The organism is Mesorhizobium sp. LSHC420B00 (assembly GCF_000503055.1).
Taxonomy (GTDB): domain Bacteria; phylum Pseudomonadota; class Alphaproteobacteria; order Rhizobiales; family Rhizobiaceae; genus Mesorhizobium.
On record NZ_AYVY01000002.1, the window covers coordinates 1 to 13964 of the forward strand.

The 13964-nt window shown below is 61.8% G+C and carries 12 protein-coding genes and 1 riboswitch; of the genes, 8 read left to right on the forward strand and 4 right to left on the reverse strand.

The annotated features are described in order from the left end of the window. Window positions 1-1113, reverse strand: a 1113-nt coding sequence (gene groL, locus X760_RS43895; RefSeq protein WP_031193444.1) for a chaperonin GroEL, incomplete at its 3' end; no start/stop codon positions are given. Between the two features lie 2 nt (window positions 1114-1115). After that, entirely contained in the window at window positions 1116-1427 is a 312-nt protein-coding gene (locus X760_RS43900; RefSeq protein WP_023717101.1) for a co-chaperone GroES, read from the reverse strand. A 228-nt stretch (window positions 1428-1655) separates the two neighbouring features. Between X760_RS43900 and X760_RS43905 the strand changes: the two genes are divergently transcribed. Further along, entirely contained in the window at window positions 1656-2591 is a 936-nt protein-coding gene (locus X760_RS43905) for a helix-turn-helix domain-containing GNAT family N-acetyltransferase (protein WP_023717102.1), read from the forward strand. A 37-nt stretch (window positions 2592-2628) separates the two neighbouring features. On the opposite strand, the gene X760_RS43910 is transcribed toward X760_RS43905, so the two are convergent. Continuing rightward, a complete protein-coding gene (locus tag X760_RS43910) occupies window positions 2629-3462 on the reverse strand; it encodes an AraC family transcriptional regulator (RefSeq protein WP_023717103.1) in 834 nt (277 codons plus the stop codon). A gap of 294 nt (window positions 3463-3756) precedes the next feature. After that, window positions 3757-3961: riboswitch (cobalamin riboswitch) on the forward strand. Between the two features lie 91 nt (window positions 3962-4052). Between X760_RS43910 and X760_RS43915 the strand changes: the two genes are divergently transcribed. The 7 genes from X760_RS43915 (at window position 4053) to X760_RS43945 (ending at window position 13287) form a co-directional block, all read left to right on the forward strand. Then, window positions 4053-4871, forward strand: a complete 819-nt coding sequence (locus X760_RS43915) for an ABC transporter ATP-binding protein (protein WP_036244226.1) — start codon at window positions 4053-4055, stop codon at window positions 4869-4871. Further along, entirely contained in the window at window positions 4868-5812 is a 945-nt protein-coding gene (locus tag X760_RS43920) for an ABC transporter substrate-binding protein (protein ID WP_023717105.1), read from the forward strand. The genes X760_RS43915 and X760_RS43920 overlap by 4 nt, the downstream gene beginning before the upstream one ends. A gap of 29 nt (window positions 5813-5841) precedes the next feature. Next, window positions 5842-6843, forward strand: coding sequence for an iron ABC transporter permease (locus X760_RS43925; RefSeq protein WP_084642487.1), 1002 nt, complete (start codon window positions 5842-5844; stop codon window positions 6841-6843). An 82-nt stretch (window positions 6844-6925) separates the two neighbouring features. After that, window positions 6926-7405 carry a MarR family transcriptional regulator gene (locus X760_RS43930; protein WP_023717107.1) on the forward strand — a complete coding sequence of 160 codons (480 nt, stop codon included), beginning with the start codon at window positions 6926-6928 and terminating at the stop codon, window positions 7403-7405. Continuing rightward, window positions 7402-8580, forward strand: coding sequence for an HlyD family secretion protein (locus X760_RS43935; protein WP_023717108.1), 1179 nt, complete (start codon window positions 7402-7404; stop codon window positions 8578-8580). The genes X760_RS43930 and X760_RS43935 overlap by 4 nt, the downstream gene beginning before the upstream one ends. A gap of 313 nt (window positions 8581-8893) precedes the next feature. Beyond that, complete coding sequence (locus tag X760_RS43940) at window positions 8894-10429, forward strand: DHA2 family efflux MFS transporter permease subunit (protein WP_023717109.1); 1536 nt, start codon at window positions 8894-8896, stop codon at window positions 10427-10429. Between the two features lie 173 nt (window positions 10430-10602). Beyond that, the gene (locus tag X760_RS43945; protein WP_023717110.1) at window positions 10603-13287 is read left to right on the forward strand and encodes an EAL domain-containing protein; all 2685 of its coding nucleotides are present in this window, start codon (window positions 10603-10605) and stop codon (window positions 13285-13287) included. A 48-nt stretch (window positions 13288-13335) separates the two neighbouring features. Here the strand turns inward: X760_RS43945 and X760_RS43950 are convergent, their stop codons facing one another. Beyond that, window positions 13336-13854: a CAP domain-containing protein gene (locus tag X760_RS43950; RefSeq protein WP_023717111.1), complete on the reverse strand. Its 519-nt coding sequence runs from the start codon at window positions 13852-13854 to the stop codon at window positions 13336-13338. Between the last annotated feature and the right edge of the window lie 110 nt (window positions 13855-13964).

Sequence of the window (13964 nt, forward strand, 5' to 3'; positions counted from 1 at the left end):
CTTGGCGAGACGTTCCTGCAGCTTCTCCTTGTCGTAGTCCGAGGTGGTCTCCTCGATCTGCTGCTTGATCTGGGCAACGCGGCCCTGGATCTCGGCCTTCTTGCCGGCGCCGTCGACGATGGTGGTGTTCTCCTTGGAGATCGACACCTTCTTGGCGCGGCCGAGCATGTTCAGGCCGACATTCTCGAGCTTGATGCCGAGGTCTTCGGAGATGACCTGGCCACCGGTGAGGATAGCGATGTCTTCCAGCATGGCCTTGCGGCGATCACCGAAGCCAGGCGCCTTGACGGCGGCGATCTTCAGGCCGCCACGCAGCTTGTTGACGACGAGCGTGGCCAAGGCCTCGCCCTCGACGTCTTCCGAAATGATGACCAGCGGCTTCGAGGTCTGCACGACAGCCTCGAGGATCGGCAGCATGGCCTGCAGGTTGGAGAGCTTCTTCTCGTGGAGAAGAATGTAGGCGTCTTCCAGATCCGCAACCATCTTCTCGGCGTTGGTGACGAAGTAGGGCGAGAGATAACCGCGGTCGAACTGCATGCCTTCGACGACTTCGAGCTCGGTCTCGGCGGTCTTGGCTTCCTCGACGGTGATGACGCCCTCATTGCCGACCTTCTGCATCGCTTCCGCGATCATCGAGCCGACCGAAACGTCGCCATTGCCGGCGATGGTGCCGACCTGGGCAACCTCTTCCGAGGTCTTGATCTTCTTGGCGTTCTTGATCNGCGTCGCGACGACGTCGGCGACGGCGAGGTCGATGCCGCGCTTGAGGTCCATCGGGTTCATGCCGGCGGCAACCGCCTTGTGGCCTTCCTGGACGATCGACTGTGCCAGAACGGTCGCGGTCGTGGTGCCGTCGCCGGCGATGTCGTTGGTCTTCGAAGCAACTTCGCGGACCATCTGCGCGCCCATGTTCTCGAACTTGTCTTCAAGCTCGATTTCCTTGGCGACGGTGACGCCGTCCTTGGTAATGCGCGGTGCGCCGAACGACTTGTCGATGACGACGTTGCGGCCCTTGGGGCCGAGCGTGACCTTCACCGCGTCGGCGAGGATGTTGACGCCGCGCAGCATGCGCTCACGAGCGTCGCGGGAGAATTTTACGTCTTTGGCAGCCATTTTTAGCTCCTGGCAGGGGCTTGGATTGAGCCCGAAGATTTAANTTCCTTCATGATCAGAAGGTCTTCGCCATTGAGCTTGACTTCGGTGCCCGACCACTTGCCGAACAGGATGCGGTCGCCGGCCTTGACGTCCAGCGGGACGAGCTTGCCGGCTTCGTCACGGGCGCCGGAACCGACGGCGATGATCTCGCCTTCCTGCGGCTTTTCCTTCGCCGTGTCGGGGATGATGATCCCGCCCGCGGTCTTGGATTCGGATTCGACCCGACGAACGACCACGCGGTCATGAAGCGGGCGGAACTTCGACTTTGCCATTTTTTATTCCTCGATGAGAATGGTGAGAACAGTTCCTCCGTCCGGCGGCGCCGGACATGGTTAGCACTCATCTTGGGGGAGTGCTAACGTGGCGCTGAAATAGTCTGGCAACTCGCGCGAGTCAAGGCGCCCGGTGAGCATCATCAGAACAATTGCTTCAAACGGATGCTTCAAACAGATACTTGACCAAGTCAACTAAATGGCTGATCTTACCGGCAGGAGGATGCCATGACCATTCATCATCACCCAGGCAAGGAGCGGATCGACGCGGTGCGAGCCTTCAACCGCTTCTATACCCGCCAGATCGGGCTGCTCGACGAAGGGCTGCTGAAAAGCACCTTCTCGCTGACCGAGGCGCGGGTGCTCTATGAACTGGCGCATCGCGATGGCCTGACCGCCACGGACCTTGGGCGCGATCTCGGCCTCGATCCCGGTTATCTCAGCCGGCTGCTGAAGAAATTCGAGGAACGTCATCTGGTCGAGCGCGCCACGATCGAGGCGGATGCAAGGCGTTCGTCGATCGCCCTGACCAAGGCCGGGCGGCAGGCTTTCGCGCCGCTGAACCAGGGCTCGCACGACCAGGTCGCGGCATTGCTCGACCGGCTTTCGGTTCCCGAACAGGACAGGCTGGTCAAGGCCATGCAGACGGTGCAGCGTCTGCTGGGCGCGACCGCCGAACCCAACATTCCCTACACGCTGCGGCCTCTGCAGGTCGGCGACATCGGCTGGATCATCCATCGCCAGGGCCTGCTCTACGCGCAGGAATATGGCTGGGACGAAACCTATGAGGCGCTGGTCGCTGAAATCCTCGGCACATTCGTCAAATCCTTCGATCCGAAATGGGAACGCAGCTGGATCGCCGAGCGGGAAGGCGAGGTCGTCGGCTCCGTCTTCGTCGTGCGCCAGTCGGACGCGGTGGCGAAATTGCGCCTGCTCTACGTCGAGCCCTCGGCGCGAGGTCTCGGCATCGGCAAGCGGCTGGTCGAGGAATGTATCGGCTTTTGCCGCGCCACGGGTTACAGGACACTGACGCTGTGGACCAACGACGTGCTCGCCGCCGCCCGCCACATCTATGAGTCTGTGGGCTTTAAATTGACCAACGAGGAGTGCCACCATTCCTTCGGCAGGGATCTGGTCGGCCAGAACTGGAACCTGGAACTGTAGCAGCGCTTCCGGCGCTTCGGCGTCGGCCTGCCGTGCCTCACCCTTTGATCGGTATCCAGATTTCCAGCCCGCCATTGCCGCTGCGCGGATCAAATTCGGGGCCGTAACGCTCGAATTCCGGCGCATCGGCGATCTCGTGCCCAGAGGCTGGCAGCCATTTGTTCCAGATCGTGTTGACCGTGCGGCGGATGGTCGAGATATGGTCACGATGGGCGAACACGCCGTATTTCTGCGCCGGCACGCGCACACGCCAAAACTCCCTCGGCAGGTCCGAAAAATCGGACACTTCGACGCCAGCGATGTAGTCGAAATTGCCGGCGTCGTCGCCGTTGACGCAGACGCCATAGGCGACGTCGCCGATCTCGCCAGGAATGTTGCCAATATAGGGGCCGAACCGCTGCCACTGCATCGGGATGCCGGCGCTGGTTTCGCAGCTGTAGCGCTCGCCGAGACCGGCGATGAGAAACGGCCGGCTGGTCTCAAAACGCGGTGGTTCGAGAGTGGCGAGAAAGGACTGGTCCATCAGGATCGGCTCCACAAGATCGAGGTTGTCGAGCGAGCCTTGTGCGCGCACCAGTTCCGGCGTGGTGCCGAACTGGTCGCGGAAGGCGCGGGTGAAGGCCTCATGCGAGGCATAGCCGGCGTCGAGCGCGACCGAGAGGATGTCGGGTGCGCCGGCGCCAAGCTTGCGCGCCGCTTCGGTCAGTCGGCGAGAACGGACGTAGCTCATCACCGAACGGCCGGTAGCCGCGCCGAAAGCCCGCGTCACATGAAAGCGCGACACCCCGCTGATCTTGGCGACATCGTCCAGCGAGACTGCTTCGGGCAGATGGCTTTCGACGAACCACAAGGCTTTCTCGATCGGATTCATTTGGCACCTCGCATTGGCCCAGTCTCCGCATTGGCCCAGTCTTTACATGGCCCAGTCTTTACATTGGCCATGTCTTATATTGGCAAGATTATGGTGCCGCTTCCTGGCGGAGGCAGTTTGATCGAAATTGCGCACTGCGCAAATCGAGAGCGACGGTCGTCGGCAAGTCGCAGGCGTCGCGCGAAAAGGCTTGACAGGAAGCGGGCAAACGTCCTTTTAAATGTAACGTTATTACATCACGAGGTCTATATGGCTCCTTCTGACAAGACTTATTGCGCTGTGATTGGCGGAAAACTAGGGTGGCTGACTGATGGTCCCCGAGTCGAAAGGCAAGGGGTGAAAAGGGAACACGGTGAGATCTTCGGATCGAGGCCGTGGCTGCCCCCGCAACTGTAAGCGGTTAGCAAAATCCGAAGTGCCACTGGCCGGCAAGGCTGGGAAGGCAGGATGGCGCAAAGACCCGCGAGCCAGGAGACCTGCCATCAGCATGAGTTGACCGGACGGGGTGTGCCGGGAGGAGACGTGGACATCGGTCTTGTCGGCCGGTCCGTCCAGCTTCCTTCCGTCGCCATTGAGAAAGTGACGGTAAGTTGGACGCCTCCCAGCCTCTTCTTGAAGCGTGTGAACTGAGCGCGACGACGAATGGCCGGTGCCTGGTCAGCGCGGTGAGCCTTTCGATAGCGCCGGGCGACCGCCTCGCCATCATCGGCCCCAACGGCGCCGGCAAGACGACGCTGCTGCGCATGCTATGCGGTACGCTGCGGCCAAGCGCGGGAGATGTGAGATTTTCCGGACGCCGGCTGGAGAGGTTTTCGGCCGCCGAGCGGGCACTGCACATGGCGGTCGTTGGCCAGACCGACCAGCCTGATCCGCGGCTTGCCGTGATCGACTACGTCGAGCTTGGGCGCGTCCCGCATGCCGGCTTGCGACGGAGGAGCGAGCAACGCGACATCGTCATTGAAGCACTTCGCAGAACCGGCCTGCTGCCGCTGCTCGGCCGCACGATCGGCTCGCTATCCGGTGGCGAGCGGCAACGCGCCCAGTTGGCGCGCGCCATCGCCCAGGAGCCCAAAATCCTGTTCCTCGATGAACCGACCAATCATCTCGATCCGCGCGCCCGCAGCGACCTTCTCGAACTCGTATCGCAGTTTGGCATGACCGTCGTGGCGGTGCTTCATGATCTGTCGCTTGTCACGCCATTTGCCACCAGGGTCGCGGTGATGAACGAGGCCCGCCTGCAGGCACTTGCCAGTCCGCGCGAGGCGCTGACCAAGAAGTTGATCCGCGAGATTTTCGGCGTTGACGTGCTTTGGCTGCGCCATCCCACCGAAGACCGCGAACTCACGGTCTTCGACGTTCCGAACCGCGCCTCTTCACATCCCGATTTGACCAAGGAGCAACATCCGTGAAACGCCTCGTACTGTCTTTTGCCTCCCTCCTACTTGCCCAGACCGCCTTCGCTTTCCCGGTAACCGTTGATAGCTGCGGCACGCCGCTGACGTTCGACGCCGCGCCGAAGCGCGCCGTCATCCAAGATCTGAACATGGCGGAGATGGCCTTCGCGCTGGGGCTGCAACCATCGATCGTCGGCCTGACCGGCATCACCGGATGGTATAAGGTCGGTCCGGAATTCAAGGCCGAGCAGGGCGCGATCCCGGAACTCGCGCCGAAATACCCGACCCTCGAAAACCTCGTCGCCGTCGAGCCCGATTTCTTCTTCGCCGGCTGGTATTACGGCATGAAGCCTGGCGGCGAGGTGACGCCCGATACGCTGGCCCCGCACGGTATCAAGACGCTGGTGCCGACGGAAAGTTGCGTCCATCTCGACCAGAACCGCCCCGCAGCCTCGATGGACCTGCTCTATGGTGATGTCGAAAAGCTGGGCAAGATTTTTGGCAAGGAGGCGGAGGCGGGAAAGCTTGTTTCGAACTGGAAGGCGCAGCTCGCCGATATCACGGCAAAGATCGGCGACCGCACGGGAACGCGTGTGTTTCTTTACGACTCCGGCGAAGACAAACCCTTCACATCAGGCAAGTTCGCGATCCCCAGCGCCATGATCGCCGCAGCCGGCGGCGACAACATCATGGCCGACATGCCGACGAGCTGGGGCAATACGGATTGGGAGACGGTGGCGGCCCGCAATCCGCAATTTCTTATCCTGCTCGACTACCAGGACGGCGGCTACAGAAAACTGCTCGATTTCCTGAAAGCTCATCCGGCGATGAAGGAGACTGAGGCGGTCAAAAATGAGCACTTCATTGCGCTGCGCTATGCCGAACTGACGCCTGGGCCTGCCAACATCGAGGCGATCGGCAAGATCGCCAGGGCGATGCACCCGGAAGCTTTCTGAGCTTGCGCCAGAGAGCGTTCGAATTGGCGATGACAGCAGGAGCAGCAGCGATTGCCGCTCTTGCTCTGCTGTCGATTGCCTATGGATCGACGGTCATCGCGTTGAGCGACGTGATTGCTGCGCTCGGACATGCCGCCGGGCTGGACGGAGACATCGTGTCCGGTCCGGCCGGCAAGATCCCGATTGCCAAGATCGTCCTCGATCTTAGGCTACCGCGCACGATTATGGCCATCTGTGTCGGCGCCGGGCTGGGCGTCATCGGCGCGCTGCTGCAGACGGTAACGCGCAACGACCTCGCAGATCCGTTCTTGTTCGGCCTGTCGTCCGGAGCCGCGGCCGGCGCGGTTTCCGTCATCACCATTTTTGGCGACCATTTCGGTATCTGGACGTTGCCGGTCGCGGCCTTCACGGGCGGCGTATTGGCCGCCGGCATCGTGCTTTTGCTGGTTTCGCGGGTGAGGGGGCAAGGCCCCGAACGGCTGATCCTCGCCGGGCTTGCCGTCTCGTTCATGTTCACCGCCTTGACTAACTATCTCGTCTTTGCCGGAGACCAGCGCGCCGCTCACTCGGTGTTGTTCTGGACGATGGGCGGGCTCGGGCTGGCCCGTTGGGACAATATCGAGCTGGCTGCTCTGGGCGCAGGCACCATCCTTGTTTATGGACTTTGGAACCACCGCCGGCTCGACGCTTTCCTGGCCGGCGAGAATGCCGCTGAAAGCCTCGGCGTCCCGGTTGCGCGGATGCGCAGGATGACATTTCTCGTCGCCGCTTTCTCGACGGCGATCCTTGTCTCGGTCGCAGGCGTCATAGGTTTCGTTGGCTTGATGATCCCACATCTGTCCAGGACCCTGGCCGGCCCGCTTCATCTGCGCCTGATTGCAAGCTGCGCCCACTTCGGAGCGGTGCTGTTGCTGGCAAGCGACCTTCTCGCGCGCACGCTGCTGCCGCCGCAGGAACTGCCGATCGGCATCATCACCAGTTCGGTCGGCGCTTTCTTCGTGGTCACGATGCTCATTCGCAATCGCTCATGATGTGACTGCCATGTACATTTGCCGCCTTCTGGCACAATCCGGGTTCCTTGAATTATGAGCACGCTTATTATATATGTCGCTCATGGTTTCCGACGGCATCGACAGATTGGGCTTTTTGATCCACGACGTGCAGCGCCTGATGCGCAAGCGCTTCGAGGCGCGCGCCAGTGGTTTCGGCCTTTCTTCGGCGCAATGGCGGCTTCTGGTCCGTGTCGCCAAGGAGGCGGGTGTCGCGCAGGCGCGGCTTGCCGAGCTTCTCGAAATCGAGCCGATCAGCGTCTCGCGCCTTGTCGATCGCATGGAGGAGGGCGGCTGGATCGAGCGCCGTCCCGACGCAACCGACAGACGAGTGCGCATGATTTTCCCGACCGCCAAGGCGAACGCAGCCTACGCCCACGTCAAGAGCCTTGCCGGCGAGGTGTATGAGGAATCGCTCGTTGGCGTTTCGCCGGAAGATCGCCGCGTCCTGGTCAAGGCGCTGGAGACAATGGTGCAGAATCTTGCGGATGGTGAGACGCCGCCCTCGGAAAAAGTGAAGAATACGGAAGGCGCAGCAGCATGAACGCGGTAGCCAAAGTAGATAAGAATGCGGCCAAGCTGGAGATGGAAGCTCCCGCGAAGCCGGCGGCAGCTCCGGTAACGGTCGCTCCGCAGGTAGCTCCGGCGCCAGTGGCGCCGAAGAAGAAGCGTCGTGCCGGCCGCTTCCTTTTGATGTTTGTGCTGCCCGCTGCGTTGATCGCCGGCGGCAGCTATGTCTGGGTGACCGGCGGCCGCTATCAGGAGACCGAGAACGCCAATCTGCAGCAGGCCAAGGTGTCGATAGCCGCCGATACGGCGGGCCGCATCGTTCAGGTCGATATTTTCGACAACCAGTCTGTCAAGCAGGGCGACGTGTTGTTCGCCATCGATCCCGAGCCCTACCGGATCGCATTGGCCCAGGCCGATGCGGCGGTGGCCGGCGCGCGGCTCAATGTCGAGCAGCTGCGTGCGGCCTATAGCCAGGCGCTGGCGCAAGAGAAGTCCGACGAAAGCCAGGTCCAGTACGCGCAGTCGCAGTATGACCGCGCCGCCGACCTTGCCCGCAAGGGCATCAACGCCAAGTCGTCGCTGGACGAGGCCAAGAACGACCTCGACAAGGCCAAGCAGCAGCTGGCCGTGGCCCAGCAAGGGATCGTCAGCGCCAAGGCGGCACTTGGCGGCAATCCCGACATCGAGACCGACAAGCATCCGACAGTGATGGCGGCGCTCGCCGCACGCAACAAGGCGGCCTACGATCTGGTCCAGACAACAGTCAAAGCGCCTGCCGACGGCATCATCAGCCAGGCCGCTTCGTTCAAGGTCGGCCAGTATGTCGGCTCGGGCACGCCGCTGTTTTCGCTGGTCGAGACCGGCGATACCTGGGTCGACGCCAATTTCAAGGAAACGCAGCTCACCAACATGAATCCGGGCCAAAAGGCCGAAATCGTGGTCGACACCTATCCGGGCAAGACGTTCGAAGCCACCGTCAAGGCGATTGGCGCCGGCACCGGGGCCGAGTTCTCGCTGCTGCCCGCGCAGAACGCCACCGGCAACTGGGTCAAGGTCACGCAGCGCATTCCGGTCCGCCTGGAGTTGACCGACGCCGACGCCAAGATGGCGCTGCGCACCGGCATGAGCGCGACCGTCACGGTGGACACCGGCGTTTCCCGCGGGCTGCCGGGCATTTTCCGCCGCGCCACGGCAGGCGAGGCCAAGTAAAGAGGCCTGACAGCGGCCGCATGGCAAACAGCGAGATGGATGCAGGTGACAGGATTGGTCCGAGGGAGGCGCAGGAAGAGTTGAATGCGTAGACGGGCTGCGCTGCGGCCTGGCTAAACCAGACAACGTTGCGCAGGATCTTCGGTCCTCAGGTTTCCGGGCGGCAGGCGCCCGCTTTGTCGAGACGCTCAGTCGATGTAACCCCCACATCGATGCTCGCGTCCCACCGCGATGAGGGTCTCTCTGCAGCGAGGGCCTCGCCGTCCGGAAACCTAATGTACACGTTTTTGTTACCTGCTGGAAGTTTTACGTCATGAGCACCCCAGAACCCTTTCGCGAAGTACCGCACCGCGGCCTGATCACAGTTGCGCTCATGCTGGCGACGATCATGCAGGCGCTCGACACGACGATCGCCAACGTCGCGCTGCCGACCATGACCGGCGATCTCGGCGCCTCCCCCGACAACATCAACTGGGTGCTGACCTCCTACATCGTTGCCGCCGCGATCATGACGCCGGTGACCGGCTGGCTTGCCGACCGCTTCGGTCGCAAGGAGCTGTTCCTGACGGCGGTGGTCGGCTTCACCGTCTTCTCCATGCTGTGCGGCATAGCCTGGAGCCTGGAGACCATCGTTCTCTTCCGGCTGATGCAAGGCGTCTTCGGCGCGGCCATCGTGCCGCTGTCGCAGACCTTCCTGCTCGACATCAACCCTAGGGAACGCCACGGCCAGGCCATGGCCATCTGGGGCGCCGGCATCATGCTGGGACCGATCCTTGGCCCGACGCTGGGTGGCTGGCTGACCGAGAATTTCAACTGGCGCTGGGTGTTCTTCATCAACCTGCCGGTCGGCATCATCGCCTTCCTCGGCATGGCCGCATATCTCCCCAGCGTGGCCCGGCGGGTGCGCAGCTTCGATTTCTTCGGCTTCGCCATGCTCTCGCTCGGTGTCGGCGCGCTGCAACTGATGCTCGATCGTGGCGGTGAGGTCGACTGGTTTTCCTCGATCGAGATATGGATCGAGCTTGGTCTTTCCATCACCGGCTTCTGGGTATTCACCATTCACACGTTGACGGCGGAGCACCCCTTTATCGACCCGAAGATCTTCCTCGATCGCAATTTCGTCACCGGGCTGGCGTTCATTTTTGTCATGGGCGTGCTCATTTTGGCGAGCATGTCGCTGCTGCCGCCAATGCTGTCGACCATCTTCGGCTATCCGACCCTCACTATCGGCATCGTCCTGGGGCCGCGCGGTGTCGGCACGATGATCGCGATGCTGTTCGTCGGGCGGATCATGCACAGGATCGATGCCAGGATCCTCGTCGTGATCGGCTTCCTGCTGACCGCGCAATCGCTCTACACGATGTCGAGCTTTTCGCCGCAGATGGACAACTGGCTCATCCTCAGCTCCGGCGTCATCCAGGGCCTTGGAATGGGAATGGTGTTCGTGCCGCTGTCCACCGTGGCTTTCGCCACGCTCGACGCACGCTTCCGTACCGATGCCACGGCGTTGTTCAGCCTGGTGCGCAATCTTGGCTCATCGATCGGCGTATCGGTGGTGACGGTTCTGCTGGTGCGTAACACGCAGATCAACCACGCCGAGCTCTCGGCCTATGTCAACCCGTTCAATCCCAACCTCTGGGCGGCGTCGCCGGCAGCAGCGGGCGGCGATCCGATGGCGCTGTCGCTGATGGATCGCATGGTCAATATCCAGGCGATGATGATCTCCTACGTCAATGACTTCAAGCTGCTGATGATGATGACACTGCTTGCCGTCCCGTTTGTTTTCCTGCTGCGCAAGCCAAAGGCTGCGCCGCCCGCCGGTGGAGCGCCTGCCGCGCATATGGACTAAGTCTCACGGCTCCGGCAACCGCGACCGGCTCACGGCTTCCGTTGCCTGTGCCGGTCGCGTCGGCATTGAGCCGGTTCACCTGCCATTAGTATATCCCGACCAATATGCACTCGCTTTTGGGTTGAAGGCGAGCCTCCTTTGCTTGCCTCAAGCATCAGCGGGAGGAACTGTGTTTGGCCACGAAATCATCCAGGCAAACCGCCGAAGTGCCCGAATCCGCCAATTTGACGACGCTGGCACAACTGGCGACTGCCTCATATGAGGCGCTCGAGCGCGAGCTTCGCGCCACGATTGCAGCGCTTCAAGACCAGGCACTGCGGTTCCAGACCGCGATCGAGAACATCTCGCAAGGCATCTGCTTTTTTGACGCCGATGAACGGCTGATCCTGTGCAACCGGCGCTATGCGGAAATCTATCGCCTTGCGCCGGAGCAATTGCAGCCGGGGGCGGCGCTGCGCGAAATCGTCGAGCGGCGCGTCGCTGTCGGGACCTCGGCAATGAATGCGGACGCCTATCTGGCGTTGGCCCGGGCAGTCAATTCGGGCACTGCTTCGGGGAACTGGACAGCCGAGCTCGCCGATGGCCGGACAATTCAGGTCTGCCATCAACCGATGCCTGACGGCGGCTGGGTGGCCACGCACGAGGACATCAGCGAGCTCAGCGCCAACCGCTTGGTCGTCGACGAGCGTATCTCCTTGCAGACGCTGATCGACCTGGTGCCTGACTACATGTGGGTGAAGGACACCGAAAGCCGCTTCGTCGTCGCCAACCGAGCCATTGCGTCCGACAGCGGTCGAGACAGCACGAGCGACATGATCGGCCTGAGCGACTTCGACCTTCATGCGCCGGATCTTGCGCAGAAATTTCGCTTCGTCGAGCAGCAACTGATGCGCGACGGACAACCGATGATCGACGAGGAGGAGTTCGTCGTCGATGCGTCAGGCACCGGCAAATGGTTCCTGTCTACGAAACTGCCATTGCGCAACGTTCAAAACAACATTTTCGGCCTCGTCGGCATTGCCCGCGACATCACTGCGCGCAAGCAGGCCGAAATCCTTCGCGATGGGCAGGCGCATATCCTCGAGATGATCGCAAAGAGCGCTCCCCTCGAAGACGTGCTCGAGCGGCTCATGCGTCTGGTCGAGTCCCAACTGGCGGGGATATTCGGTTCGGTCTTGCTGCTCGACAAGGATGGCAGCCACTTGCGCCACGCTGCCGCGCCGAGCCTGGCGAAAGACTACACCGACGCCGTCGACGGCGCCGCGGTCGGCCCTCGGGCGGGGTCTTGCGGAACGGCGGTCTATCGGCACGAGCCGGTGATTGTCGCTGACATCATGCAGGATCCGCTTTGGCAGGATTATCGCGAACTCGCGCGGCCGCACGGTTTGCGTTCGTGCTGGTCGACCCCGATCCTGTCGCATCAGGGCGCGGTGCTTGGCGTCTTTGCGATGTATTCGATGACGGTGCGCGAACCGACCGAGGCCGAGACCCGCCTGATCGATTTCACCACGCGCATCGCCGGGATCGCCATCGAACGCAAACAGGCTGAAGACCGGATCCACTTCATGGCCAATCATGACGTGCTGACCGGGCTTCCCAATCGCGCCTTGCTCGAGGATCGGCTTTCGCAGGCGGTCCTGTACGCCCAGCGATACGATCGCTGGGTGACGGTGGTGTTCATCGATCTGGACAATTTCAAATTTGTCAACGACACGCTCGGCCACAATGCCGGAGACGAGCTTCTGAAGATCGTCGCAAGTCGCATGGTCGACTGCGTGAGGGCAACCGATACCGTCGTGCGGCTTGGCGGCGACGAATTCGTCATCGTGCTTTTCGACCAGCCGGCGAACGTCGATCTCGTTTCCGAGACCTTGCAAAAGCTCAGGGCGGCACTCGCCGAACCGGTTCGGCTCGGAGCGCATCTTGTGCGGGCGACTGCCAGCATCGGCATTGCCAACTATCCGAAGGATGGGACGGAGCCTGATACGCTGCTGGCAAATGCCGATGCGGCCATGTATCGCGCCAAGGAGTTCGGCCGCGACAATTTCCAGTTTTACGCTCCAGAGTTCAACACCCGGGCGCATGAGAAATTCGTGCTTCAGGAAGAGCTGCGAAATGCCTTGGCGCGTTCGGAATTCACGCTGCTCTACCAGCCGCAGGTGGACCTTCGGTCAGGTCGGGTTTTTGCGGTCGAGGCATTGATACGCTGGAACCATCCAACGCTTGGTACGATAATGCCGACGATGTTCATCCCGACCGCCGAGGAGACAGGTCTGATCGTACCGATCGGCGACTGGGTTCTGCATGAGGCCTGTCGGCAGAACAAAGCCTGGCAAGACGCCGGGCTGCCGTCCTTGACCGTTTGCGTGAATGTGTCGGCGCGGCAATTCAGGGAACGCAACCTGATCGATCGCATTGTCAGCGCGCTGAAGGACAGCGGTCTGGAGGCCAGGTACCTCGAACTGGAGGTGACCGAGAGCCTTATCATGCAGGATATCGACCTGGCGGTCGCGACCATGAACGCCCTGCAAAGCCTGGGTGTCCAGATCTCGATCGATGATTTCGGCACAGGCTATTCCAGCCTCAGCGCACTCAAGACCTTTCCCGTGGCGCGGCTGAAGATCGACAAATCCTTCATCAAGGATCTTGCCGCCGACGAGAACGACCAGGCTGTGGCCAGCGCGGTGATTTCATTGGGGCAAAATCTCAACCTGAGGGTCATTGCCGAGGGCGTTGAGACAGATGATCAGGTGGCCTTCCTGCGCAGGAACAATTGCGACGAAATGCAAGGCTATCATTTCAGCAGACCGGTTTGTGCGCAGGACATCGAGGAGTTGCTCGGCGGCCGCAAAGACTGACGGCTCGATCATCCGGCACGGACTCCGCCGACCAAAGGCGAAACCGTGCTATCTTCCGAGCACAAGGCACCAGTAGCGAAGCGTGTTGTCGCGGCCGTCGCGTACATAGGCGAGGCCGAAGCGGGTGAAGCGCGGGTCTAGCATGTTGCGGCGGTGGCCTGGCGAATGCACCCAGATATCGAACAGCTTCTGCTGGTCGAAGCGGCCTTCGGCGATGTTCTCGGCGGCGGCGCCGGCAATGCCATTGTCTTTGACGCGCGAGGCAAAGTCCTTGCCCCAGCCGGTGGTGTGATTCATGCGGCCGCGGCGCGCCATGTAGCCGGCCTGCTGCAAGGCCGCCTGTTCGAGACGAGGATCGGCGACAAGCGGTCCAAGACCGGCTGAGGCCCGAATGCCGCTCAGGGTGCCGGCCGCGGAAGCAGAGACACCGGCGCCTTCGCCGGTGGGCAGCACGGCGGTTGCGCAGGCGGCGAGCCCGGCAAGGGCGCCAAGGCCGGCAGCTCTGAGCAGCATGCGCCTGTTCAGGCTTGGTTTGCCTTCATAATTTTCAATTCTCGCAACGGTCATGCCCGCCTGACATAGCGGTGATCATGGCTTTTGCCGGGCAGGCGATTAGAATCTCGCTCAAGCCGACCCACAGCGCAACAAAAAGGGCCGAGCTCGCGGGTCGCAAGTCG

Bases quoted from the DNA above. Each gene is read 5' to 3' on its own strand.
- X760_RS43930 (WP_023717107.1), top strand. From the start codon at position 6,926: ATGGTTTCCGACGGCATCGACAGATTGGGCTTTTTGATCCACGACGTG.
- X760_RS43925 (WP_084642487.1), top strand. From the start codon at position 5,842: ATGACAGCAGGAGCAGCAGCGATTGCCGCTCTTGCTCTGCTGTCGATT.
- X760_RS43950 (WP_023717111.1), bottom strand. From the start codon at position 13,854: ATGACCGTTGCGAGAATTGAAAATTATGAAGGCAAACCAAGCCTGAAC.
- X760_RS43940 (WP_023717109.1), top strand. From the start codon at position 8,894: ATGAGCACCCCAGAACCCTTTCGCGAAGTACCGCACCGCGGCCTGATC.
- X760_RS43935 (WP_023717108.1), top strand. From the start codon at position 7,402: ATGAACGCGGTAGCCAAAGTAGATAAGAATGCGGCCAAGCTGGAGATG.
- X760_RS43905 (WP_023717102.1), top strand. From the start codon at position 1,656: ATGACCATTCATCATCACCCAGGCAAGGAGCGGATCGACGCGGTGCGA.
- X760_RS43910 (WP_023717103.1), bottom strand. From the start codon at position 3,462: ATGAATCCGATCGAGAAAGCCTTGTGGTTCGTCGAAAGCCATCTGCCC.